Here is a 24827-nt window from a genome sequence, read left to right as displayed (position 1 = left end):
GTCATGCGCATCGCGCGAGCGGTGCGCGCATCACGCGACGCGCCGCACGCATGCGGCGTGTCACGTCGCCGGCGCGGCATGGGGCCGCGGCCGGATCGGGAATCGTGGTTCACGTAAAGGAGCGAAGCATGGGTGCCTCGACAGGTGGTGTGACCAATACGGGCGATGTCCAGAAACAGGCGGACGACCTGACCAAGACGCAGCTGGAGCTGACGAAGATCAACTTCCAGGTTCAGCAGTCGACCGCGACGTTCGAAACCAGCAACGCAGTGACCGCGCAGGAAGGGACGGCGAACGCCCAGGTTGCGCAACACCTGAGTTCCGCCGGCCGCGCATGACGGCGGTCGCCGGCCGCGCCGCGCGACGCCGCGTGCACGGGCTGCCCGCGACGGGCGCCCGAGCGGACGCGGGCGCGCGCCGGCCGGCTCGTTTCCGGCTTTGCCGGTCAAGGAGGACACGATCATGTCGGTAACAGGCGTAGGCGCGGCGCCGCCGGGCGCGGCCGCGCTCGCGAGCGGCGCGCAGCAGCAGGCGGGCGCGGCGTCCGATCCGGCGCAGGTGCGGCAGTTCGATGCGCTGATGCAGCCGGGGGCAGCGGGCGGGTCGTCGCCGTCGGCAGCGGGCGTCGCGATGTCGCGCGCGCCGGCCGATGCGGCGCCGGCCGTGCAGATGACGCCCGCGACGCCCGCGCAGGCGAACCATTCGTCGCTCGTCGAGCGGCTGCGCGCGTACGGCAACGACCTCGACGCGCGCTACGCGAACATCGACAAGCATCGCACCGAGATGCTGACGTCGATGGCGGACAACCGCAGCGATCCGCTGATGACGATGGTGAAGGCGATGGACTTCCAGTGGACGGCGACCACCACGATTTCCGAATATCAGTTGAGCCTGTCGGTCGCGCAGGCGGCGAACGGCTTCACGCACACGGTGCTGAAGACGCAGGAGTGACGACCGCGGCGCGCGCGGCGGGAGCGCGGCGCGCGCCGGAAACGTGGACGCAAACGCGGACAAACGATGACGACGATCGATTCGACGCCGCGCGCTGCTGCGTGGCGCAGCCGGGCGGCGCGTGCGCTGCTCGCGGGCCTGCTCGTGCTGCTCGCCGGCTGCCAGAAGGAGCTGTACTCGGGCCTGTCGGAGGCCGACGCGAACCAGATGATCGCGGTGCTCGGCGACGCGGGCATCGACGCGTCGAAGGACAACGACGCGCGCGATACGTCGGACCGCGACGCGTGGCAGGTCAGCGTCGCCGACGGCGACCTGCACGCGGCGCTCTCGGTGCTGCGCGCGAACGGGCTGCCGAAGCCGCGCCATGCGAGCCTCGGCGAGCTGTTCCAGAAGCAGGGGCTGGTGTCGACGCCGGCCGAGGAGCGCGTGCGCTACCTGTACGGCGTGTCGCAGGACCTGTCGCGCACGCTGCAGGACATCGAGGGCGTGGTGGTCGCGCGCGTGCAGGTCGTGATCCCCGAGAACGACCCGCTCGCGGACAAGATCCGGCCGTCGTCGGCCGCGGTCTACATCCGCTACCGGCCCGGCGTCGACCTGCGCGCGATGGCGCCGATGGTCAAGGATCTCGTCGCGCACAGCATCGAGGGGCTGCAGTACGACAACGTGTCGCTGTTCCTGCAGCCGGCCGCCGAACGCGCGGCGCGCGTCGACGGCATCGGCAGCGCGCTGGCCGACATCGTGCGGCTGCGCTCGCCGCTCGGCTGGCTCGTGTTCGCGCTGATCCTGCTGACCGGCGCGGTGATCGCGCTGTCGGCCGCGCGGCGCGGGATGTTCGGCGCGCGGCTCGCGGGCCTGCTCGGCGTGGCGCGCGGCGCGCAGGCGAACGCGAACGGCGGCGCGGGCGGTGGTTCGCTGCGCACGCCGGATGGCGCGCGCGACGGCGCATGAGCGATCCGCGCGCGTTTGTGGCGGCAGGCGACCCTGCGCCCGGCGACCCTGCGCCCGGCGCCGCGCCGCTGCCGTGGCTGCAGCCGCTCGCGCCGCCGCCCGCGGCGCGGCGCGCCGCGTTCCACCGGCTCGTATGCGACTTCAACCTGCGTCCCGACCGCTATCTGCACGTGACGCGCGTGCCGGCCGACTGGCCCGCGCGCTACCGGTCGCCGGACGCGTTCGGCCCGGCCGGGCGCAAGCTGGTCGCGCGCCACTTGCTCGACGCGCACGACGTGGCCGGCCGCCACGACTTCGACGCCGCGAACCCGTGCGCGCGGCTCGCGCTGCTGCCCGGCGCGGCGCTCGAGCAGCTTGCTTCCTATGCGGGGCTGCTGCTGCATCGCACGTGGCTGCGCGATGCGCTCGCGGTGCGCCGGATGCGTGCGGAAGTCGCCGCGAAGCTCGGCGGCGACGCGCTCGACCTCGCGCTCGAACGCGCGCCCGAATTCGGCGCGCTCGCGGATACGCTCGAACCGTGGCGCGGCGAGCCGGCGGCGCTGCCCGCGGTGATCCGCGCGCGCGGCGGCCGGCTGCTGGCGGATTTCATCGGCGCGGCGGGTGACGCGGTCGCGCGGCGCGTGACGCTGAAGTTCAACCGCGCGATCGACGCCGAGGCGCCGTACTGGCTGAACCGCGCGCAGCGCGACCAGTTCGGCGAACTGCTGTTCCTGTTTCTGATTCCCGAGAGGCTTGCGTCATGGGACTGGCTTTTCTGATCACGAGCGACAACCTGCAGCTGCTGTCGGAGCGCAAGGTGCTCAAGGAGCGCGAGTACGCGGCGCTGCTCGACGCATCCGCGGTGATCGCCACCGCGCACGAGGAGGCCGCGCGCATCGTCGCCGACGCGCAGCGCGAATTCGACAGGCGGCAGGCGGCCGGCTACGAGGAAGGGATGCGGCGCGCGCAGCGGGAGCAGGCCGCGCAGGCCTACGCGCAGTCGCTCGCCGCCGCGCGCACGATGGAGTCGATGAAGGATGCGATGGCCGAAATCGTCGTCAAGGCCGTGCGCGCGATCGTCGGCGAGATGAGCACGCAGACGCTGTACGCGGCCGCGCTCGCGCGCATCGCGCCGCTCGTGCGCGACGAGGCGTTCCTGACCGTGCGCATCGCGCCGGGCCGCGAGGACGAGATGCGCGAAGCGCTCGCGGGCGCGTTCGCCGGCCAGTCGAACCGGCAGAAGATCCGCATCGTCGAGGACGCGCAGCTCGAACGCCACGCATGCACGGTCGAGACGCCGTCCGGCCGGATCGACGCGAGTCTCGACCTGCAGATCGACGCGCTGCGACAGGCGATCCGCCGCGACGCGCTGAAGGGCGCCGTGAAGGGCGCCGTGCGATGAGCGCGCCGCTCGACGAAGCCGGCGCGCCGGCCGGCGACGGCGACGCCGCGCCGTTCGATCGCGGCCGGCTCGTCGGCGAGCTCGACGCGGGGCTCGCGTTCTTCTCGCCGGTGTCGGTGCAGGGCCGTGTCAATCACGCGGTCGGGCAGATCCTCAACGCGACCGGCATCCGCGCGCGGCTCGGCGAGATCTGCGAGCTGCGCACGCCCGGCCAGCCGACGCTGCTCGCCGAAGTGGTCGGCTTCTCGCGACAGACGACGCTGCTCACGCCGCTCGGCGACGTCGCCGGGCTGTCGCCGGAGACGACCGTCGTGCCGTCCGGCCGGGAGCACGTGTTTCCGGTGGGCGAAGGCCTGTACGGCCGCGTGCTCGACGGGCTCGGCCGGCCGCTCGACGCGCGCGGCCCCGTGACGGGTGCGGCGTGGGTGTCGACCCAGCAGGACCCGCCGAACCCGCTCGCGCGGCAGATGATCGACACGCCGTTTCCGACCGGCGTGCGCGTGATCGACGGCCTGATGACGCTCGGCGTCGGGCAGCGGGTCGGCATCTTCGCGCCGTCCGGCGTCGGCAAGAGCACGCTGCTCGGGATGATCGCGCGCGGCGCGCGCGCCGACGTGAACGTGATCGCGCTCGTCGGCGAGCGTGGCCGCGAGGTGCGCGAGTTCATCGAGCATGCGCTGTCGCCGGAGGTGCGCGCGCGCTCGATCGTCGTCGTGTCGACGTCGGACCGTCCCGCGATGGAGCGCGTGAAATCCGCGCTCGTCGCGACCGCGATCGCCGAGCATTTTCGTGACGAGGGCAAGCGCGTGCTGCTGCTCGTCGATTCGCTGACGCGCTTCGCGCGCGCGCAGCGCGAGGTCGGGCTCGCGAGCGGCGAGCCGCCGACGCGCCGCAGCTTTCCGCCGTCGACGTTCGCGGTGCTGCCGCGCCTGCTCGAACGCGCGGGGCAGGGCGCGCGCGGGTCGATCACCGCGCTGTACACGGTGCTCGTCGAAGGCGACGAGGAATCCGATCCGATCGCGGAGGAAGTGCGCTCGATCCTCGACGGCCACATCGTGCTGTCGCGCAAGATCGCGCTCGCGAACCGCTACCCGGCGATCGACGTGCTCGCGAGCCTGTCGCGCGTGATGCCGCTCGTCGCGAACCGTGCGCACCAGCAGGCGGCCGCGCGCGTGCGCGAGCTGATCGCGAAGTACCAGGAGATCGAGCTGCTGGTGCAGATCGGCGAGTACCGCGAAGGCAGCGACCGGCTCGGCGATCTCGCGCTGCGCGCGCGCGACGCGATCGCCGCGTTCTGCGCGCAGGCGTCGCATGAGGACGTGCGCTTCGATGCGCTGCTCGCGAAGCTGACGCGGCTCGCGAACGATCATGTCTGAAGCCGACGACCGCGCGGTGCTCGCGACGCTCGCGCGACTGAAGCGCGTGCGGGAAATGCGCAGCCAGCTCGCGAAGATCGCCGCCGCGCGCCAACAGGGGATCGCCGCGCAGAGCCGCCGCGCGCTCGATGCGGCGCACGCGCGGCTCGCGCAGCACGTCGCCGCGAAAGCGGCGGTCCAGACGCGGCTCGCCGGCGACGCGCGCGAGGCCCGCGCGCTGCAGAACGCGGCGGCCGACACGCGCACGTTCGACTGGCACATCGGCACTGCGTATCATTCGGTGCGCGAGGCGGCCGACATGCATCGCGGCCACGAAGCGGAACTGGCCGGCCTGCAGCGCGCGGCGCGCAAGGCGAAGGCGGCCGAGGACAAGCTCGACAAGGCCGGCGAGAAGGCGCTGCACGCGCGCGCCGCGCGGATCGAGCGTGAGGCCGACGATGTGGCCGATGCGCATGCGGTGCGTCGCTTCGCGACGGCCGGCGTGTGGGCCGCGGGCGGCGCGGATGGCCATGCTGCGCGCAGCCAGCCGGAGATGACGGCGGCGTTCGATGCGGAGATGGTCGGGGGCGCGGCGGAGGCGGGGGGGGATGTGGGCGATGTAGCCAATGCAGCCAGCGCAGCCGATGCAGCCAGCACAGACAACGCAGACAATGCAGACAATACGAGCGATGCCGCAGATACGGCAGCTGCCTCCGCCCACCCATCTCCGCACTTCGACGACACAGCGCCCGCACCCGTGCCCGTGCCCACGGAGCGCCGATGCTAGACCAGGCGACCGGTTTCAACGACGTCGCCGGCGCGCTCCGGCCGCTGCTGTACGTGATGCCGCGCCTGCTGCCGATCATGTTCGTCGTGCCCGTGTTCAACGAGCAGATCGTCACGGGGCTCGTGCGCAACGGGATCGCCGTGGTGATCGCCGCGTTCGTCGCGCCCGCGATCGATCCCGCGCAGGTCGCCGCGCTGCCGTTCCTGATGTGGTGCCTGCTGGTCGCGAAGGAGGCGGTGGTCGGGGTGCTGCTCGCGGGCGCGTTCAGCGCGGTGCTGTTCGCGATCCAGGGCGTCGGCTACCTGATCGACTTCCAGACCGGCAGCGGCAGCGCCGCGTTCTTCGATCCGATGGGCGGGCACGAGGGCGGCCCGACGTCCGGCTTCCTCAATTTCGTCGCGATCGCGCTGTTCGTCACCGCGGGCGGGCTGCAGGTGCTCGTGCAGCTGTTTGCGCAATCGTACGCGTGGTGGCCGATCGGCTCGCTCGGCCCGGATTTCTCGTCGATGCTGCAGACCTTCGTGGTGCGGCAGACCGACTCGATCTTCGCATGGATGGTGAAACTCGCCGCGCCGGTCGTGATCGTGCTGGTGCTCGTCGAGCTGGGCATCGGCCTCGTCGGGCGCTCGGTGCCGCAGCTCAACATCTTCGTGTTCGCGCAGCCGGTGAAGAGTGCGCTCGCGATGCTGATGATGGTGCTGTTCCTGCCGGTCGTCTATGCGGCGCTGCACGCGCTGCTGAGCCCCGACAGCGGGCTGATGGCGCTGCTGCGCGCGCTGTTCGCGCCGCACGGCGCGGCGTGAAGGCCGCGCATGGCCGAGAAGAACCAGAAGCCGAGCGCGAAGCGCCTGCGCGAGGCGCGCGAGAAAGGCGATGTGCCGAAGAGCGCCGAGACGATCTCGTCGGCGTTTTTCGTCGGCGCATGCGTCGCGCTCGCGGTCGGGCTCGGCGCGCTGTTCGAGCGCCTGCAGGGGCTGTTCCGGCTCGTGTTCGATGCGGCCGGCGCGGCCGATCCCGGCGCGCGGCTCGCGGCGCTCGTCGGCAGCGCCGCGCGCGACTGGATGACGCTGTCGGCGGAGATCGTCGGGGCGGGCCTCATGCTCGGGCTGCTCGCGGGTTTCGTGCAGGTCGGCGGCGTGATGGCGTGGAGCCGCCTCGTGCCGCAGCTGTCGCGGCTCAACCCGGCCGAAGGGCTGAAGAACATGGCGTCGCTGCGCAACGTCGTCAATCTCGTGAAGATGCTGCTGAAGACGGTGCTGCTCGTCGCGACGCTCGGCTGGCTGATCGTCGAGTCGCTCGATCCGGCCGTGCAATCCGGCTTCACACGGCCGATGTCGATCCTCGCGCTGATCGTGAAGCTGCTGATGCTGCTGTTCGGCTGGGCGGCGCTCGTCTATGTCGTGATGGCGATCATCGACATCGTTCACCAGCATCACGAGTTCAACAAGAAGATGAAGATGTCGATCGACGAGGTGCGGCGCGAGCACAAGGACGACGAGGGCGATCCGCACATCCAGGCGAAGCGGCGGCAGCTCGCGCGCGAACTGCAGTATGCGTCGCTGCAGGACCGGATCGATTTCGCATCGGTGGTCGTTTATTCGTCGCGCGTCGCGGTCGCGCTGTACTACGGCGGGATGGGCTCGCTGCCGTGGGTGCTCGCGCGCGGCGAGGGCGAGGCGGCCGAGCGGATCGTCCGGCTCGCGCGCGACGCGCTGCGCCCGACGCTCGCGAACGTCGGGCTTGCGCAGGCGCTGTACGACTCGACGCCGGAAAACGGCACGATCCAGCCGCGGCATTTCCGCGAAGTGGCGGCGCTGCTGAAGTGGGCGACGGGCGCGAATTGAGCGGCCAAAATTTCGGATTTCGAATCGGTTGCCGTTTTTATATTCATTGCCGTTGCGGTTTCGCCATCCGTACCGTTTTCCGGTTTCGTTGCGGGATCTGCCCGGCCCGTCATCCGATGTGGCCCTTTCTCCATTTCCGCATGCGACGCTTGACGCCGATTTTTTTAGATGGCTACCAACGGCCACCCAGATTTATTGATGAATAATTTCTCCGTAACATGGCCCGACCGTCTCGCCCGACGGCGTGCCGCGACGTGGCGCCGAGCGAGACGGGATCGATCAATACACGGGCAAGAACATGTGCGGAATCGACGGCTTTTTGAACAGCGCCGCTTTCGATGAGGAGACAGCCCGCGCGACGCTCGCGCGGATGACGGCGAGCCTCGCGCATCGCGGGCCCGACGCGCAGGGAACCTGGCTCGATGCGCAAGCCGGGATCGCGCTCGGCCACCGGCGGCTCGCGATCGTCGATCTGTCGGTGCACGGCCGCCAGCCGATGGCGTCCGCGTGCGGACGCTTCGTCCTCGTCTTCAACGGCGAAATCTACAACCACCGGGCGCTGCGCGCGGAGCTGGAGCGCACCGGCCGCGCGCCGGCATGGCGCGGACACTCGGACACCGAAGTGCTGCTCGCGGCGATCGCCGCGTGGGGCGTCGAGGCGGCGCTGCGCCGCGCGACCGGCATGTTCGCGATCGCGCTCTGGAACCGGGAGTCGCGCGTGCTGACGCTCGCGCGCGACCGGATCGGCGAGAAGCCGCTCTATTACGGCCGGATCGGCGACGCGCTGGTGTTCGCGTCCGAGCTGAAGGCGCTGCGCAGCTTTCCGGGCTTCGACGGCGCGATCGATCGCGATGCGCTGTGCCTGTACCTGCGGCAGTCGAGCGTGCCCGCGCCGTACACGATCTATCGCGGCATCCGCAAGCTGCCGCCCGGGACGTTCATCCAGTTCGAGCATGCGCGCGACACGCCGCGCGTGCGCGCGTACTGGACGCTCGAACACGCGATCGAGGCCGGCCGCGCGGAGCCGTTCGAAGGCACCGCGCAGGAGGCGGTCGGCCTGCTCGACGGGATTCTCCGCAAGGCCGTTGCGCAGCAAATGGAGGCCGACGTGCCGCTCGGCGCATTCCTGTCGGGCGGCGTCGATTCGTCGGCGATCGTCGCGCTGATGCAGGCGCAATCGGCGGCGCCGGTCGACACTTTCACGATCGGCTTCCACGAGGCCGGCTACGACGAGGCCGGCTATGCGAAGGCGGTTGCGCGCCATCTCGGCACGCGGCATACCGAGCTGTACGTGACCGCGGATCACGCGCTCGCGGTCGTGCCGAAGCTGCCGTCGATCTACGACGAGCCGTTTTCCGACGCGTCGCAGATTCCGACCTTCCTCGTCGCCGAGCTGACGCGCCGCCACGTGAAGGTGAGCCTGTCCGGCGACGGCGGCGACGAGCTGTTCGGCGGCTACACGCGCTATTTCCTGACGCCGCGCCTGTGGCGCAAGCTGCATCGCGTGCCGGCGGCCGTACGCGCGCGGATCGCCGCCGCGCTGCATGCGCTGCGGCCCGATCACGCCGACCAGCTCGCGGCGGTCGCGCAGAGCGCGTGGAGCGGCGCCGAAGCGCGCGAGACCCCGCCGCGCATCGGCGACCGGCTGCACAAGCTCGGCCATGTGATGACCGCCGACAGCCGCATCGGGCTGTACCGGCTGCTGATGTCGGCGGTGCATCATCCGGAGCGCATCGCGCTCGCGGGGCAGGAGCCGCCGACGCCGCTCGACACCGCGAGCGCATGGCCCGCGGATTTGACCTTCGCCGAGCAGGCGATGGCGATCGACACGCTCACGTACCTGCCGACCGACATCCTGACCAAGGTCGATCGCGCGGCGATGGCCGTCAGCCTCGAGACGCGGATGCCGTTCCTCGATCACCACGTCGTCGAATTCGCGTGGCGGCTGCCCGCGGCGGTGCGGTTGCCGGACGGCCAGTCGAAGGCGCTGCTGCGCCGCCTGCTCGATGCGTACGTGCCGGCGCCGCTGATCGACCGGCCGAAGCAGGGCTTCTGCGCGCCGATCGATCACTGGCTGCGCGGCTCGCTGCGCGACTGGGCGCAGGCGCTGCTGCATCCCGCGCGGCTGCGCGAGGAGGGCTTCTTCGATGCGGCGGCGGTCGAGCGGTTGTGGCGGCAGCACCAGACCGGCCGGATGAACTGGCAGCATCAGCTATGGACGGTGCTGATGTTCCAGGCGTGGCTCGAGGGACAGCGCGCGGTGTGACGGCCGGGTGAAACGCGATGCGCAACACGCGGAGGCCCGCGAGCGGCCCCCGTCCTTGCCGGTTCAGGCCGTTCGAGGCTCACACTCCCACGCCGCTCAACCGATGTTCAGCGGCGTACCGACCGACAACTGGTTCGGATCGCCGGCGACCGACGGATTGAGCTGCAGGATTTCGGTCAGCGCGCGCGCGTCCTGCTGGTCGCGCGTCAACCCTTGCTGATCGGCGCGCGACACGTGCGCGGCCTCGAGCAGCGACTGCCGATGCCGGTCGGCGATCACCCACAGCGAATCGCCGGCGACGACGATGTACGGCTGCGCGGCGGCCGGCGTCTGCGGCGTCGTCGGTGTCGTGGGCGGCGCCGCGGGCGCGACGTGCGCGTGCGTGCCCGATGGCGGCAGGGGCGGCACGGCCGGCGCGGAAGGCAGGCCAGGCGCGGAAGGCGCGCTGCCGTGGTGCGTGGTGCCGTTCGACGGCGACGTGTTGTTGTTGCCGTTGTTACTGCCGTTGCCGCTGCTGCTGCCGCCACTGACCGCCGTATAAACCCAGTTGCCGACGTAGATCCCGATCGGCGCGAGCAGCAGGATCGTCGGCATCTTGCCGGTGACGCGCTTGGTCAGGTTCGGGAAATGCGCCTCGACGCGCGCGAGCGCGAGCAGCGTGGCCGAGCTGAGCGACGCGATCGCCGTCGGCAGGTTGGTGTGGATCGTCGCGGCCGCGCCCACGAACGGCGCGATATAGCCGCCGGCGATGCTCGCGAGGTCGGACGCGGTGTCGATGAAGCGCACGAAGCGGCTGCGCCGTTCGATGCTCAGGTGGGTGAACGCGCTGGCCTGCACGAGGCCGGTGTAGGTGAGGCCCAGCACCGCGCCGGTGGTGCCCAGCAGCGGCACCAGCGACGGATCCTGCAGCAGCGTATGCAGCGACATCTCGCCGAGGCTCGCATAACCCGCGATCGCGGCCGTGCGGCCGAGCTTGCCGAAGAAGCGGCGCGGATTGCCCTCGTGCATCTGCTGGAGCGACGTGCCGCCCAGCACGCCCTGCATCTGCGCGAGCATGTCGTTCGCGATCAGCTTCGTGTAGTCGACCGTCTTGTCGGCGGACAGCGCGTTGCGGCCGTGCAGTTCGAGCTGCAGGTTGATCTTCGCGCGGCCTTCGCCGGCCAGCCGCACCAGCGACGCGCGACGTTGCGCCTCGTCCATCCGGTGCGCCGACAACTGGTTGTTGAGCCCGTTGATGAAGCGATCGATCACGTGGTTGAACAGCCGCGGATCGCCGCTTTGCAGCGCGCGCAGCGTGTCCTGATGCAGCGCCTGCACGAGGCGGCCGGTCCGCACGCCGACGAAGGTCGCGTTGGCCGCCTGCTTGTAGTCGGTCGGCGTCAGGCCGATATGGTGGACGGCGATGCCGGCGCCGATCCCGACCAGCCCCGACAGCACGTTCTTCCAGCTGAGCACCGACCACGAGCGTTCCATCTGCTGCAGGCGCAGCGCATTGAGTTCCGCGAAGGCGGCGAGCGGATCGCCCGGCTTCACGTAGTCGGCCGCCTGCGCGCTGATCAGGCGGCTCTCGCTGACCGGCAGCGACGCGTCGACCATCAGCGCCGGCCGTCGGACCACTTCGCGCCACGGTTCGAGCCCCGCCGCGACGGTGCTGCCGTCGACCAGCGTCGTATCCTGCTGCGGCGCGCGCAGCCGGGCGCCGACGTCCTTCAGCCAGGCCTCGTTGAACTTGCGCTCGCGCGACTTCTCGGACGGCGCATGGCTCGGGTCGGCGTGCCACGCGTCGGTCGCGAACTTCGCCGTCGCATAGCGCGCGCGATGCAGCAGGCGCGTCGTATTGCCTTCGTACAGGCGCTGGCGCAATTCGGCGATCTGCGCGGGCGTGAGGCCCTTTTCGCGGCCGATCCGTTCGATTTCGGCGAACAGCAGCTGATGCTGGCCGGCGAGCGTGTCGGCGTCGAGACGCTCGAATACGCGGGTCAGCGCGTCCGTGCCGTGCAGCCGCGCGAGCTTGCTGCGCGGTGCGTCGAGGCCGTCGGGCTGCGCGTATTCGTCCACGGCGCGCTCGACGAGCCGCTTCGCCAGCGCGGTCGTCAGTTCCTGGTTCGCGATGAAGTCGGAGCCGTGCGTCGCGTACGACAGCCCGACGTGCACCCATTCGAGCGTGGGGCGATCGAGCAGCGAGTCGAGCAGCTCGAGGTGCCCGGCGCCCGGCACCGGCTCGAGCACGCTGTCCCAGCCGTGGAAGGTGACCATCACGTTCGGCGCGGGTTCGCCCTCGTGCTCGGCGGCCCACGATTCGAGCAGCGCGCCGAGGCGTGCGTGATGGTGATAGCCGTCGTTGGTGCCCGCGAGGTGCCGGTAGTCGGCGGCCGACACGAGCGCGCGCGCGGGCGCGGTTTCGAAGCGCAGCAGGAAGCCGGCCTCCGACGCCGCGTCGAGCCAGCGGTGCAGGTTCTCGCGGGTCAGGTCGTCGAGATGCGCGACGTTGCCGTTCTCGCCCGTGATGGTGCCTTCCCAGTAGTCGATCTTCGCCTTGCGCTGGTCGCCGATCGACTTCACGTCGCCGACGAATTCCAGGTCGTGCTTCGCGCCGCGCGTCGCGTTCAGCGTGTGCGGATCGATCGGGATCGTCACGACCGGCATGACGCCGCCGTGGCGACGCGTCTGCGCGACGAATTCGGCCGGATCGTCGGACAGCCGGTACGCACGGCTCATCGGCACGAGGCGGTTGCGCACCGCGTCGCCGGCGCCGAGCACGGCGCGCCGCAGCGCGCGGTCGGTGGCGGCGGCCGTGCTGAGGCCGCGCTGCGCACGCCTGGAGAACGGCACCGGCGCGTAGCGCGCGCCGCCGCCCGACCAGTCGCGCGCCACGTACAACGGCAGGCCGGTGCCGCGCCATGCGGCGGCATCGGCCATCGTCGCGGGCGGCGGCGTCGTGGCCGTCGCGTCGGTCAGCTCGAGCGGCGGCAGGCGCGAATCGCGCTCGTGCTTCGCGAGCGCGTCGATCCGCTCGAGGTGCGCGAACAGGTCGGGCACGTTGCCGTCGCCATACAGGCGCTTCCATTCGACCAGCGTCGTGCTGACGAGCGACGGCTGGTACGGGCGCAGCTTGAGCTCCGGATAGGCCGGCTCGGGCAGCCCCTGGCGCTTCGCGGCCTTGGTCGCGGCCTTGATTTCCTTCTTCAGCGCCTTGCGTGCGCTGCGCGTTTCGCGGGCCGCGTCGCTTGCCCAGTTGCGCAGCGACGCGAAGGTGCTCGGCGACGTGTCCTTCGCGATCCCGTCCAGATACTCGACGCGCCGGTTCAGCGCGGCAAGGCGCGTGCCGCGCGCGTGGTCCGCGAGTTCGGCCGGCGTCAGCTCGGTGAGCAGCAGATGGGTGTCGGCGCCGTAAGGCCCCGCGCCGATCGGCGACGATTCGAGCGGCACGCCGGGCGCGCCCGGATTCTGCCAGTCGTGCCACGTCAGCTTGCCCTTCGCGTCCGGCACCAGCACGCCCTGCGGCGTGTCGAGCCGGTGGGTGAGCGGGTCGCTCGTGTCGTACACGTAGATGTGATGCTTGCCCGCATCGAGCGCGCCGAACTCGGCCGCACTCAGCAGATGCACCGCATTGTGGCCGCTGAAATCCAGCGCCGCGTGCTTGCCCGACGGCAGCAGGTTCCGGTCGAACAGCGGCACGCTCGCCGCCGCCGCCCCGGCAGCAGGCAGCGCGGCGCCCGTGCGGGCGCGGCCGAGCAGCGCCGCGGTGCGGTTGCGCGTCAACAGCGCGACGCGGCGCGGCGCGTTAAGCGTCTTGGTGATGCCGAGCTGGCCGAGGTAGCGCAGCCCGGGCCGCGGCAGCCTGTCCGGCTTGTCGGCCTTCGGCGGCTTCGGCGCATCGAAGCGATTGCCGACCTGTTCGAGCATGGCCGGATCGATGCTGCTGACCACGAACGACACGCCATGCCGGCGCGCCCGCGTGAGCGGCACGCCGTGCGGTTTGCCGTGCGGCCGCACGCGCACCTGCGCGCGGCGCGGATAGGCGTCGCGCAGCGGCCGCTCGCCGATGCGCGTCTGCGCCAGCGGCGCCTTCTCGTGGTAGTTCCACGAACCGCTCGCGGCATCGTAGGTCGCATGGCCGCGCAGCTCGCCCGTCGTGCGGTCGATCGCGTAGATGGTGTCGGTCCGGCCGGCCGCGCCGAGCGCCTTGTGCGCGCTGCGATAGTGCTTCGCATCGGCGAGCGCGCCGATCGCATCGACGTAGCGGCTGCTCACGCGGCCGCGCCGCGTGAATTCGACGACCTTGCCGTCGCCTGCGTACTCGATCTTCGCCATCCCGCCGAGCGCCTGCAGCTGCTTGAGCGACACCGGCGACGCATGGAACGCGAAGCCCGCGCGCGCGGCCGCGGCTTGCGCGGGGTCGGCCGCGTCGTGGGCGGGATCGAGCGCGGCCGCGAGCGATTGCTGCTCGTCGGGCGTGAGCTTGCCGCCGACGAACTTCGGTTGCGCGATGGCGCCGTTCGCATCGATCCGTGCGGTCGCGACCACCTCGGGCACCGCCGCGGGCGTGATCTTGCCGGCGCGCGTGATCAGCAGCACGGTATCGGTGCCGGTCTGGCGCACGAGCGCGCGCAGCGACGCCGCATCGGCGCCGTCGACGCGCTTGAGCGTGCGCAATCCGCGCGCGTCGAGCCACGCGCGCGCGCGGGTCATCTCGGCGCTGTCGAGCGCGTTGCGGCCCGACCGGGCGCCGCCGCGCCGCCCGCCGCCGCGTCCCGTGGCCGGGGCCGCCAGCGTCAGCGGCGCCGGCTCGCCCGCGAGCTCGGTGCGCGCCTGCTCGCCGTACAGCGCGCGATAGGTCGGCGTGCCGGGCAGCGACGTGCGGATCTCGCCGAACGCGTCGGCGAGCGCATCGAGCGCGGCCGGCTCGCCGCTGGCAAACGCGTGTTCCGCCGCGCGCGCGAGCGTCGCCGGCAGCTGCACGTGCGCGGCGACGTCGGGGCCGCCCGCCGCGAGGATTTCGGCGCGCACGCGATACGCGTTGAGCTGCGCACGCGCTTCGGCGAGCAGCAGGCTTTTCACGTACGCGTCGGGGCTGCTGCGGTCGAGGCCGAGCGTGTCGGTGGCGAGGTCGACGCCGTGCTGCACTTCGTGCGCGAGCGCGTAGACCAGCGTGCCGGCGCGGCGCGTGTTGCCGTCGAGCACGATCCTGCGTCGCGCCGCATCGACATACTGACCGCCGCCGGGCGCGCCGAGCTTCACCTTCCAGCCGTCGGCGCGCGCGAGCCGCAGCTGCGCGCGCAGCGTCGGCGAGCGGCGCGCCAGCGCGTGGGCCTGCATCCTCAGCACGATGCCGCGGAAGGTCATGACGACGTGCGCGATCGCGCCGCGGCGCGGCGCATACGCGCCGGCCTCGTCGAACGCGGGATGCGCGAGCTTGATGCGGCCGTGCCTGAGCCCGGAGTGGATCTTCGCGGCGACTTCGTCGATCCGCGCGAGCACGGTGCCGTGCGGATCGCCGTGCGGCAGCACTTCGCCGGGATCGTGCAGCAGCACGTCGCCGTTGCGGGCGAACAGCACCTGGAAGTCGTAGAGCAGATGGTGGTCCTGCGTGACGCGACGGATGCGGGCGAGATCCGTCAGGCCGCGGCTCGACACCACGGCCGGCAGGCCGATGTCGAACTCGACGTCGACGCTGCTCAACTGCGCGGACGGCTTCAGCACGACGCCCACGCGGTTCACGACCGAGAACGGGCCGTCGATGGTGCTGGTCGGCAGCTCGTAGACCTCGCTCAGCGTCTTGAGCCCGCCTTGCTCGAGCTCGACCGCTTCGTACGCATCGGCGAGGCCGTCGATCGAGCCGTCGCGGTAGACGCCGAGCGCCTGGCCGGCGCCGCCGTCGAACACCGTCTTGTACGCGCCCGAGCCGAGCACCGGGCCGAGATAGTCCGCCGGATCGACCGGCCGACCGGGCGCGCCGTCGAGATGGAGCGTGCCGTGCGCGCCGTCGACCGACAGCTCGCCGAGCGACGGCTGGCGATAGCTCGCCGGCACGTAGCGGTTCATTGCCGACAGGTCGGTCGGCATACCGTCCGCGCCGATCGCGTCGGGATGGACGGTGTAGATCGCGCGCTGCCACAGGTTGGCGAGCTGCGCGGCCGCGCCTTCGTTCGCATGCCGCGCCGCCAGGATCGTCGTGTAGCCGTAATCGGACGGCGGCGCGTTGAGCAGCGTGAACTCGTGCGGACCGACCGGCTGCCCGTCGGGGCCGAGCAGCGTGCCGTCGCGCAGCGTGTCGGCCGGCACGATCGCGATGCGCTGGCCCATGTCGAGCAGCACGCGGCCGTCGCGCAGCAGCGCGAGCGTGTCGACCGGCGGCGCTCCGCTCGCGCCGAACGGCGACGCGTCGCGTTCCGCATGCGCCTGCGACCATGCCGCGCGCTGCGCCTGGATCTCGCGCATCGTCGTCGGCGCGTCGCGCTCGCCATCGCCGTCGTGCGCGGCGCGCGTCTCGGGCGCCGGCATCGCGCGCGCGCGCCGGCCGGGGCCGCGATCGTACGCGTCGCCGTAAAACTCCGTGTAGGTCTTGCCGCGCGCGCCCGACACCGGTGCCTCGGCGAACGCGTCGGCGAGCCGTGCGAGCGCGCCGGCGTCGCCGCGCGCGGCCGGCCATGCGTCGGCTTCCGCCTGCAGCGCGTCGGGCAGCCGCACGCCGGCGGCGATGTCGACGCCGGTCGCCATCTGGATTTCGTAGCGCGCCTCGAACGCGTTGAGCTGCGCGCGCGCCTCGGCTTCGAGCGCCTTGCGCGTGAAGCGGCGCCGGCCGCTGTAGTCGAGCCCGAGCGTGCCGCTGATCGCCTCGACCGCGTGCCCCGTCTCGTGCGCCAGCACGTAGGTCATCGCGCCGGTGTGCGCGAGGCTGCCGTCGAGCGTCACGCGTTTTTTCCGCGCGTCGGTCCGGCTGCCGCCGCCGCGCTTGCCGACGCGCACGCGCCAGCCGTTGTCTTCGAGCATCCGCAATTGCTGCGCGAGCGTGCCCGATTGCTGCGCGAGCGCGCTGACCTCGTTCGGCAGCGGCGCGCCGCCCACCCGCATGCGCACGCGCGTGATCACCGACGGCTTCTGCACGAACGCATCGTCGGCCAGCGGCGTCGGGTCGCGGGCCGGATCGAGCGCCGAATCGAGCGCGTCGACGCCGTGCTGCTCGATCCAGCGGTGAATGCCTTTCTCGATCTCAAACAGGCGCGACAGCGACAGCGTGTGCGCCGCGTAGGTGTTCAGGATCGGGCCGGGATCGCAGACCAGAAAATCGCCCGAGCGCGTGAAGATGCCTTGCAGGTCGAAGCCGACCTCGTGTTGCTCGAGCACCTCGCGCGTCTTCAACACGTTCTGGATGGCCGCGCGCGCCACCGCGGGCGGCAGGCGGCCGCTCGCGAATTCGTCGCTGTGGAACACGCCGAGCGGGAGCGACAGCGCGGAGACGCGGTCGCCGAGCGCGCGGAACGGGCCGTCCAGCCGAACGGTGCGGATGCCCCACTGTTCCAGCTGTGCGAGCGCGCGTTGCTCGTCGCGCACGAGCTGCTCGTCGGCGGCGCGCTGCGCTTCGGGCGTCAGCGGTTCCTGCGGTGCGCCGGGCGGCTTCGGGCTGCGGTCGACGGTGGCGAGCGCGGCGTCGTCGCCGAGTGCGAACGCCGTCTTGCGCGCGCCGGCGCCGAGCAGTTCGCCGACGTTGCCGTCGATGTCGATCCGGCTGGCCGGATCGCCGGCCAGATGCACGCCGTCGGCGTCGGCCGCGAGTTCGCCGAGCGCGTGCGGCGCGGCGGGCGCGGGATCGAAGCGGTGGAACATGCGCGTGTCGTGCACCGTCGCGTCGGCGCCGACCGCATGCTCGGGCGGCGCGTAGACGGCGCGCTGCCACACGTTCGCGAGCCGCGCGGCCGCTTCGTAGCCGCCTTGCCCGGCGGACAGCACGATCGTGTCCGCCTGCCTGAGCGTGGGCCACGGCGCCATCGCGAGCGCGTATTCGTGCGCGCTCACCGGCTTGCCGTCGACGAGCAGCGTGCCGTCGGGCAGCGTGTCCGCATGCAGCACCAGCACGTCGCCGTCGGCGAACGTCGACATGTGGCCGTCGCGGCGCGCCTGCAACGTGGCGGCATCGGGCGCCGGGCGCTCGCCGAACGGCGACTCGAGCACGGCGTGCGCGTAGCTCCACGCGGTGCGCGCGTCGAGCTGCTGCCGGCCGGCCGGCGCGGTGCCGTCCTGGCCGTCGGCGGGCTGCATCCGCGGCGCGGGCATCCGGCGCGGGACGCCGCCGCGGCGCTTCTGGCGCGCCCACACGTCGTCGTAGAACTCGCTATAGGTCTGCGCGTCGCGAGCGGCCACCGGCGCATCGGCGAAGTTTTCGGCGAGCCGCGCGACCGTGCCCGTGTAATCGCTCGTCGGCCCGTGCCAGTCGACGCCTTCGCGCGCGATCGCATCGGGCAGCTGCGCGTGTTCGGCGATGTCGACGCCGGTCGACAGCGCGATCTCGTAGCGCGCCTCGAACGCGTTGATCTGCGCGCGCGCCTCCGCTTCGAGCGCCTTGCGCGTGAAGCGGCTGCGGCTGCCGTAGTCGAGGTCCAGCGCGCCGGCCATCGCCTCGACCGCCTGGCGCGCCTCGCTCGCGAGCGTGTAGGTGATGCTGCCCGGTTCCTGAAGCGCGCCGTCGATCGTCATCACGCGCTTGCGCACATCGATGTGGCTCCCGCCGCCGCGCTTGCCGACCTTCACGCGCCAGCCGCCGTCGCTCAGCATGCGCAGCTGCGTGACGAGCGTCGCCGACTGCGAGGCGAGCGCCAGCACGGTGTCGGGCACCGGCGCACCGCCGAAACGCATCTGCATCCGCGTGAACCAGCCGGGGCCGGACGCGGCCGCTTCGGGCGGCGCGGCTTCGGTGATCTCCGGATGCGCGGCCACCAGGTCGGCATCGTAGGCGAGGGCGACGTCGTGGTGTGACACGGGCCGCGCGGCGCCGCCGCCTGCGCGCTCGCGCGGCGGCGCGGTCTCGCCGTGTGCCGGCGCACGCTCGGGCGCGGCGCTGCGCTCGGACTTGACCAGCACCAGCACGCGGTTCGGCGCGCTGAAGCGGCCGTCGAGCGCCTTCAGCGGCCGCGGCGTCGCGGCGGGACGCGGCAGCGCCGGCTCGTTCGGCCCGCGCTTGCCGGCGAGCACGATCACCGGCGCGTCGCCTGGCGCGCGGGCGGGCGACGCGTGCGGTGCCGCTTCGGCGTCGCCCGCGAGCGCGACGCCGTCGGGCGCCGGGTCGAAACGCAGCGTGCGCGCGTCGGCGCGCAGCTGACCGTCGGCGTCGAGCGCCTCGGGCGTCGCCGCATAGACGGGCTTGTCCCAGCGGTTCGCGAGCTCGGGTGCGAGTTGCGCGTCGTGCTCGCCGGCGATCACGACGATCGGTTCGTCGAGATTCGGCGTGCGCGCGGCGGCGGGCGACGCGCTATGCGGCGCGTCGCCGTCGCGCACGATGTAGAGCGTGCGGCCGCCGACCTCGAGCGGTTCCGCGCTCGGCCCGCGCGGCACCGAGATGCCGGCCGGATCGGCCGTCGCCGCGCGGGCGGCGGGCTTCGCGCCGGTCAGGTCGACGACCCGGACGTCGATACGCGGGCGTGCCGCGGCAGGCGTCGTGCGCGCGCTCGCGCCGGGCGACGCGTCGGCGTCGAGCGGCCGGTAGCGCAGCGCCTGGGCGTCGGCGCTGCGCCGGTCGAGGTTCGCGTCGGTCGCATGCTCGGCCGCGGCCTCGTCGCGCTGCGCGTCGACGCGCGCGCGTTCCTGGCTCGTGCGCCGCGTGCTGCGCGCGTCGTTCGCGGCGCTGGCCGTCTCGCCTTGCTCGGCCGCTTGCGCGAGGCTGCGCGGCGCCTGTTCGTCGCGGGCGGCCGCGTATTCGTCGCGCGCCTGCTGCAGCGTGCGGTCGAGCAGTTCGAGCGGTGTTCTCGCCACGACCTTCGGCGTCGTGCTCATGCCGCCGCCGTCGCCGAACGACAGCCGCTCGCCGGTGTCGGTCACCGAGTCGATCCGCGTGCCGTTGGTCCAGCTCTTGTCGGAGGCGGAGACGACCGACAGCTTGCCGTCTTCGCCGAGCACGACGAATTTGCCTGCGGGCAACGCGTTGCGCGACGTGCGGTCGAGCACGCGAATCGGCTGGTCTTCGTAGGTCAGGATCTTGTCGCCGACGCGCAGCGTGCCGTCCGGCGACACGGTGACGGCCTCGCCGTCGAGCGTCACGCGCGTGCGGCCGGCCGCGAGCGACGCGTCGTCGCCCTTGTTGAGGATCCGGCCGATCGTCTGACTGTCCACGCTGACGGTCTTGCCGTCCGCACCGCGGATCGGTATCGGCCTGCCGGTGCCCGTGCGCACCGACGTGACCACGCGCTCCTTGAGGCCGCCCGCGGCCATCAGCGCGACGTTCGTCAGCCCCGACTTGAGCTCCTCGCCGGCGGCCTTCTTGTCGCCGGTGACGAAGTAGTCGTAGCCGGCTTCGCCGAACGCCTCGAAGCCGGCGCCCAGACCGGTCACGACCGCGGTGGCCTTCGTGCCGCCGGCGAGCACCGACGCGACTTTCGGCGTGCGCGTGAGCGCCGTCACGGTGCGCGTGAACAGCTTGGCGCCGGCCAGCTTCGCGGCGCCCGCGGCGCCCATCGGCACGAGATTGATGAAGTCCATCCGCGCACCCGCGTCGGTGAACGGATTGATGCTGCGGCCGTGGTCGGCGCGGTTGGCCAGATCGAGCCCGGCGCTCGTCACCGTCGCGCCGATCGCGGTGTACATCATCCCCGCGCCGAGCAGGTTCAGGGGCACGCCGACGACCGCGCCGACGACGGTGCCGTCGAGCAGCGTGCCGAGGCCTTCGAGCGCCATCCCGCCGACCATCATGCCGATGTTCAGGCCGGTGCTGGTCAGCGTGTTCATGAAGCTGTCGAAGCCGCTCTCGTGGTGCGCGGCCTTCGAGACGAGCTGCAGCGTGCCGTCCGCGTTGTGGCCGGTCGCGATGTCGACGGTGCCGTCCTTCGACAGCTCGTTGTTGTCGATGTAGTCGTTGATGTCGTCGTAGGTGCTCGCCGTCTCGTCGACGTACTGCGTGCCGTCCTTGCCGCTGACCTTGAACAGCGCGCTGGTGGTCATGCCGGCATCCTTCGCCGCATACACCATCGGCAGCACGCTGACCTGCGTCGTCGCGCCGCCGCCGACTTTCAGCAGCTGGTCGCGCACGCTGTCGATCGTCGACAGCTTGTCCTTGTTGGTGAAATGCGTCTGCGTGTCGGTCGCGATGGACGTGTTCGACGACGCGTCGCCGCCGACGTCCGGCGCCATGCCGAGCGCGACGCCGATCAGATTGCGCTGCTGCGTGTCGCTCAGCTTGCCGAAGTCGATGGTCGCGCCTTTGCCGGTGCTCGCGCTCGCCGCGTCGAGCAGCGTGTTCGACAATTCGCTGCGGTGTGCCTCGTAGAAATCGTGCTGCGCGCTCTGGTAGTCCTTGTACGCGTCGGAATTCGGATCGGCATAGCGCAGCCGCTCTTCGAGTCCCGCGTCGAACTGGTCCAGCAGCACCTGCTGGTGGGCCGACTCGCTCAGCAACTGCAGCCGCTGCACGGCGTTGTCGGCGTTCTGCGCATCCTTCTTCGCCTGATCGAGCTGGGTCTGGTTCGGGTTCGGCAGCGGCGGCGTATACGCGGGCAGGATGTCGCCGTCGGCGAGCTGCCGGAAGCGCGTCGGCGCCGGATGCGAGGCCTGCCAGTCGTCGTATTGCTGCTGGATCGTCGCGAGCGTCGCGTGCTTCTGCGCTTGCTGGTTGCGCGCTTCGGTGAGCGCCGCGCCGGTCGCACGCTCGTTGACCAGATTCGACAGCCGGTTGCCGGCGGCGCGGATGGCGCCCGCGGTGACGCGCAGGCGTTTCGCGTCGAGCAGCGTCGGGCCGGACGGCGTGGCCGGGTTCGCCGCCGCATCCGCCGGCGCGAACGACAGCGGGCCGTTCAGCAACGGCGACGTGTTCCACAACGGCTGGCTGCCGTTCGGCGCGCCGTTGGCGTTCGGCGCGCCTGCGGCGTTCGTCTTCGGCAACGGCGACGAAAACAGCGGCGCCGCGTTCGCGGGGGTGCCGTTCGCTGAGGTGCCCGTCGTGTTCCACGGCGGCGGCGCGAACAGCTGCGACGGGTTCGCCGTGTTGAACGGCGAGGGACGCGCGGGCGGCTTGACGCTCGCCTCGATCTGCGCGGCCTGGTCGTCGTACTGCTGCGCGAGTGAGGCGCCGTACGCGACCACGAACGCGTCGTGCGCGATGCCGGCCTGCTGCTTCGCGAGCTGCAGCTGCTGGTACGGCTCGCTCGGATCGTCGGACAGGCGAGCGAGCTTGCCGTGGTAGTTCGCCTGCAACGTGTCGGCCTGCTGCTGCGCGGCCAGCATCTGCAGATAGCTGCTGCTCGTGCCCGCCGTGACCTGCGCATGAGCGAGCGCCGTCTTGTCCTTGGCGATCGCGTCGGGCACGATCACCGTCGGCCCTTCCTTGCCGTTGTCGGCATCGGACTGCTGCTGCGCCTGGGCGAGCGTCACGTTGTCGTTTGCCGCCGCGAGTGCGGCATTCGCGTAGTTCGCGTCCTTGGCCGCGGCCGTGACGGTCGTCTGCGCCGCATCCGCGGAATCCGGCGCGTCGGGCATCGACACCTGCAGGTCGAGCGGCTGCAACGCATCGTTGAGCCGGCCGACGCCCGCATCGAGCGCCGCCTTGTAGTCGGGATCGGCGAGGTACGACTGGAATTGCGCGTACGCGAGATTGGAGTTCGCGACGTCCGCGAAAAACTTCGCCGAGCCGGCCGACGCATGCGCCTGCGCCTTCTGCCAGTCGTCATAAAGCCGGATCTGCAGCGGGTTCTTGCAGTCGCTTGCCTGCGGCGCCCAGTTCGGATCGTCCGGGTGATCGGGGAATGCCGCGATCAGCGTCTTGAGCTGCTGGTCGGCCGCGTGCTGCGCGTCGCCGGGGTCCGTCACCTTGCCGGAATCGTCGAGCTTCATCCCGGCCGGCATGTCGGCGTTCGCCTGCTCGCCGTACAGGATCATGTAGCCGGCGTCGGTCGTCACGTTCAGCTCGCGCTGCGCGTCGTCGGCGGCCGCGCGCGCCTTCGCATAGTCGGCCTGCGCGCTCTTGCGCTCGGCGGGCGTCGACTCCGGGTCGCGGTTCGCCAGGTGCAGCACGTTCTGCGCGCCTTGCAGCGCCTGCGACGCGTTGTCGTACTTGGTCTGCGCGCCCTGGATCGCCTTCTGCACGGCGGTCGTCTTGTCGTTCTCCACCGTGATGTCGGGCGGCGGCGCCGTGTACTGCGCGGCCATGCTCTGGATCAGCGACGTGGCCGACTGGATTTCCGCGTTGGTCGGCTTGGCCGGGTCGGTGCCCAGCGACGCGGTGACTGGGATCGGCGGCGTCACGGTCGGGTTCGCGGGGCCGGCTGCCGGATCGTCCTGCTTCGGCGGCGGGGGCGGCGGCGCGACGACCGGATTCAGCGTTTCCGACAGGAAGCGCTGCCAGTTGACACCCAGTCCCAGTCCGTCGATCGACAGCATGCTCGTCTCCGTTGAGCCGCGCGATGCGCGGCGCGCACGGCGCGCCACACGCCGCGCCGCGATCGTTCGAGTGTACGGACGCGCATCGCGGCGGGCGCACGGCTGTTTCGTAGCGCGGCGAGGCGCGCGGCGCGACGGCGCCGCACGCGCTACGAGAGCGGCGCGGGCTGCGGCGGTGCGGCGCGGCAGCGTCGTTCGACCCCTGAAAACGGCCCGCATCCGGCGATGCGCCGACGCGCGCTCAGCCCGTCACTGATCGAGGCACCGCACGCACAGCCGCTTCGCCTGGCTGGCCGGCAAGCCGCGACACATCATGACGACGGGGCGCGCGCGGCACGACGGCGCGTCCGCCGCCGCCGCCGCCGAGGGCAGCCGTCGCGCGCGCTCGGGTGGCGTGGTCGCGACCGCGTCCATGCGCCGCTGCCGCGCCGGCGGCGGCACGTCGCGCACGACCGGGATCGGCTCGACGCCGCCTTCGCGCGCGTTGCTGCGCGCGCTTGCGATGACCCGGCTCACGTAGCCGCTCGAGAAGCCGGTCGTGAAGTTGCCGCTGTAGTAGCACGACAGCGCCGCCTGCAACGCGGCCTGCGCGGGCCGTCCCGTGCCGCTCGAGCGTGCGAAGCATTCGGTCAGGATCGCGCCGCCCGCCTGCAGGTTGCGGCACGGCTCGAACATCGTCGATTCGTCGAGTCCGTATTTCGCGAAGTTGCGCTCGTTGACCTGCGCGAGCCCGACGCTGTAGCTGATGCCGCGCGCGGCGAGCGCGCGCGTGGTGGCCTGCGCCTCGGCGAGCGACGCGGGCTGGCGCGTCAGATGGCCGCCGACCACGCCGATCGCATACGGATTGAAGCCGGATTCGGTCCGCACCAGCGCGGCGAGCGTGTCGGGATCGACGTTCGGCGCGCACGCGCGCGCGAGTTGCGTGAAGGCCGCGGCGCTGCCGGCCGCGCGCGCGTCGCGCACGTTCAGGCCCGAGCACGCGAGCATCAGCGCGGCCAGCGCGTACAGGCCCGCGGCGACGCAGCGCAGCGCGCGCGCGTTCATCCCGCCCCCGCTACGCGGTACGACAGCACGAGCCCGTGCACGAGCATCGCCCAGCCGTCGAGCGCGACGAACAGCAGCAGCTTGAACGGCACCGAGATCGTCGTCGGCGAGATCATCTGCATGCCGAGCGCGAGCAGGATGTTCGCGACCAGCAGGTCGACGACGATGAACACGATGTAGATCACGAAGCCGATCTGGAATGCCTTCGTCAGCTCGGCGAGCGTGAAGCTCGGCACCAGCACGAGCAGGTCGTCGTCCTTCACGCCTTCCGCGCGGTTCTTCGGCCACACCGACGTCGCGGTGCGCACGAAGAATTCGCGGTCGCGCTGCCGCGTGTGCGACACCAGGAAATCCTTGATCGGCGGCAGCGCGGCGTCGGCGAGCGCGCCGACGTCCGCGGTCGACAGCTGCCTCGACGCATCGAAATGCCGCTGCTGCAGCGCGTCGCGGATCGACATGCCGACCGGCGCCATGATGAACAGCGACAGGATCAGCGCGATGCCGTTCAGCACGAGGTTCGGCGGCACCTGCTGGATGCCGAGCGCGGAGCGCAGCAGGCCGAGCACGACGACGAGCTTCGTGTAGCTCGTCACCATCAGCGCGGCGAACGGCGCGATGCCGAGCGCGGCAATCACCGCGATCAGCGCGACGGGATTCGGCAGGCTGCCCATCG

13 protein-coding genes are annotated in these 24827 nt (G+C 71.8%); 10 read left to right on the top strand and 3 right to left on the bottom strand.

Features of this window, described 5'->3' with window-relative positions; all coding sequences use genetic code 11:
* Positions 1 to 128: 128 nt before the first annotated feature.
* From WJ35_RS26495 to asnB, 10 genes are all read left to right on the top strand, one after another.
* Positions 129 to 338, top strand: coding sequence for a hypothetical protein (locus WJ35_RS26495; protein ID WP_042588308.1), 210 nt, complete (start codon positions 129 to 131; stop codon positions 336 to 338).
* A 124-nt stretch (positions 339 to 462) separates the two neighbouring features.
* A complete protein-coding gene (locus tag WJ35_RS26490; RefSeq protein ID WP_069240645.1) occupies positions 463 to 951 on the top strand; it encodes a hypothetical protein in 489 nt (162 codons plus the stop codon).
* 66 nt (positions 952 to 1017) lie between these two features.
* Positions 1018 to 1899: a type III secretion system inner membrane ring lipoprotein SctJ gene (sctJ, locus tag WJ35_RS26485; RefSeq protein ID WP_060233447.1), complete on the top strand. Its 882-nt coding sequence runs from the start codon at positions 1018 to 1020 to the stop codon at positions 1897 to 1899.
* Entirely contained in the window at positions 1896 to 2657 is a 762-nt protein-coding gene (locus WJ35_RS26480) for a SctK family type III secretion system sorting platform protein (RefSeq protein ID WP_060233448.1), read from the top strand. Before sctJ ends, WJ35_RS26480 begins: the two co-directional genes overlap by 4 nt.
* Positions 2639 to 3280 (top strand): type III secretion system stator protein SctL, encoded by a 642-nt coding sequence (gene sctL / locus WJ35_RS26475; protein WP_069240372.1) that lies wholly within the window; start codon positions 2639 to 2641, stop codon positions 3278 to 3280. The genes WJ35_RS26480 and sctL overlap by 19 nt, the downstream gene beginning before the upstream one ends.
* Positions 3277 to 4656: a type III secretion system ATPase SctN gene (gene sctN / locus WJ35_RS26470; RefSeq protein ID WP_069240371.1), complete on the top strand. Its 1380-nt coding sequence runs from the start codon at positions 3277 to 3279 to the stop codon at positions 4654 to 4656. The genes sctL and sctN overlap by 4 nt, the downstream gene beginning before the upstream one ends.
* Entirely contained in the window at positions 4649 to 5422 is a 774-nt protein-coding gene (locus WJ35_RS26465; RefSeq protein WP_069240370.1) for a hypothetical protein, read from the top strand. Before sctN ends, WJ35_RS26465 begins: the two co-directional genes overlap by 8 nt.
* On the top strand, positions 5416 to 6225 hold the full coding sequence (gene sctT, locus WJ35_RS26460) for a type III secretion system export apparatus subunit SctT (protein WP_060233453.1): 810 nt from the start codon (positions 5416 to 5418) through the stop codon (positions 6223 to 6225). The genes WJ35_RS26465 and sctT overlap by 7 nt, the downstream gene beginning before the upstream one ends.
* A gap of 9 nt (positions 6226 to 6234) precedes the next feature.
* Entirely contained in the window at positions 6235 to 7266 is a 1032-nt protein-coding gene (locus WJ35_RS26455; protein ID WP_010097488.1) for an EscU/YscU/HrcU family type III secretion system export apparatus switch protein, read from the top strand.
* A gap of 298 nt (positions 7267 to 7564) precedes the next feature.
* Positions 7565 to 9532 (top strand): asparagine synthase (glutamine-hydrolyzing), encoded by a 1968-nt coding sequence (asnB, locus tag WJ35_RS26450; protein WP_069240369.1) that lies wholly within the window; start codon positions 7565 to 7567, stop codon positions 9530 to 9532.
* Positions 9533 to 9628: 96 nt separating this feature from the next.
* Here asnB and WJ35_RS26445 read toward each other — a convergent pair whose 3' ends face one another.
* From WJ35_RS26445 to sctR, 3 genes are all read right to left on the bottom strand, one after another.
* On the bottom strand, positions 9629 to 23110 hold the full coding sequence (locus WJ35_RS26445; protein ID WP_069240644.1) for an LWXIA domain-containing protein: 13482 nt from the start codon (positions 23108 to 23110) through the stop codon (positions 9629 to 9631).
* A gap of 249 nt (positions 23111 to 23359) precedes the next feature.
* Entirely contained in the window at positions 23360 to 24154 is a 795-nt protein-coding gene (locus WJ35_RS26440) for a lytic transglycosylase domain-containing protein (protein WP_069240368.1), read from the bottom strand.
* A complete protein-coding gene (sctR, locus tag WJ35_RS26435; RefSeq protein ID WP_069240367.1) occupies positions 24151 to 24825 on the bottom strand; it encodes a type III secretion system export apparatus subunit SctR in 675 nt (224 codons plus the stop codon). The genes WJ35_RS26440 and sctR overlap by 4 nt, the downstream gene beginning before the upstream one ends.
* Positions 24826 to 24827: the final 2 nt, after the last annotated feature.

This window comes from Burkholderia ubonensis, from assembly GCF_001718695.1.
Taxonomy (GTDB): domain Bacteria; phylum Pseudomonadota; class Gammaproteobacteria; order Burkholderiales; family Burkholderiaceae; genus Burkholderia; species Burkholderia ubonensis_B.
This window is presented reverse-complemented; position numbering and strand designations above follow the sequence as displayed.

Bases quoted from the DNA above. Each gene is read 5' to 3' on its own strand.
- sctJ (WP_060233447.1), top strand. From the start codon at position 1,018: ATGACGACGATCGATTCGACGCCGCGCGCTGCTGCGTGGCGCAGCCGG.
- WJ35_RS26455 (WP_010097488.1), top strand. From the start codon at position 6,235: ATGGCCGAGAAGAACCAGAAGCCGAGCGCGAAGCGCCTGCGCGAGGCG.
- WJ35_RS26465 (WP_069240370.1), top strand. From the start codon at position 4,649: ATGTCTGAAGCCGACGACCGCGCGGTGCTCGCGACGCTCGCGCGACTG.
- sctL (WP_069240372.1), top strand. From the start codon at position 2,639: ATGGGACTGGCTTTTCTGATCACGAGCGACAACCTGCAGCTGCTGTCG.
- sctN (WP_069240371.1), top strand. From the start codon at position 3,277: ATGAGCGCGCCGCTCGACGAAGCCGGCGCGCCGGCCGGCGACGGCGAC.
- WJ35_RS26495 (WP_042588308.1), top strand. From the start codon at position 129: ATGGGTGCCTCGACAGGTGGTGTGACCAATACGGGCGATGTCCAGAAA.
- WJ35_RS26480 (WP_060233448.1), top strand. From the start codon at position 1,896: ATGAGCGATCCGCGCGCGTTTGTGGCGGCAGGCGACCCTGCGCCCGGC.
- WJ35_RS26445 (WP_069240644.1), bottom strand. From the start codon at position 23,110: ATGCTGTCGATCGACGGACTGGGACTGGGTGTCAACTGGCAGCGCTTC.
- sctR (WP_069240367.1), bottom strand. From the start codon at position 24,825: ATGGGCAGCCTGCCGAATCCCGTCGCGCTGATCGCGGTGATTGCCGCG.
- sctT (WP_060233453.1), top strand. From the start codon at position 5,416: ATGCTAGACCAGGCGACCGGTTTCAACGACGTCGCCGGCGCGCTCCGG.
- WJ35_RS26490 (WP_069240645.1), top strand. From the start codon at position 463: ATGTCGGTAACAGGCGTAGGCGCGGCGCCGCCGGGCGCGGCCGCGCTC.
- asnB (WP_069240369.1), top strand. From the start codon at position 7,565: ATGTGCGGAATCGACGGCTTTTTGAACAGCGCCGCTTTCGATGAGGAG.
- WJ35_RS26440 (WP_069240368.1), bottom strand. From the start codon at position 24,154: ATGAACGCGCGCGCGCTGCGCTGCGTCGCCGCGGGCCTGTACGCGCTG.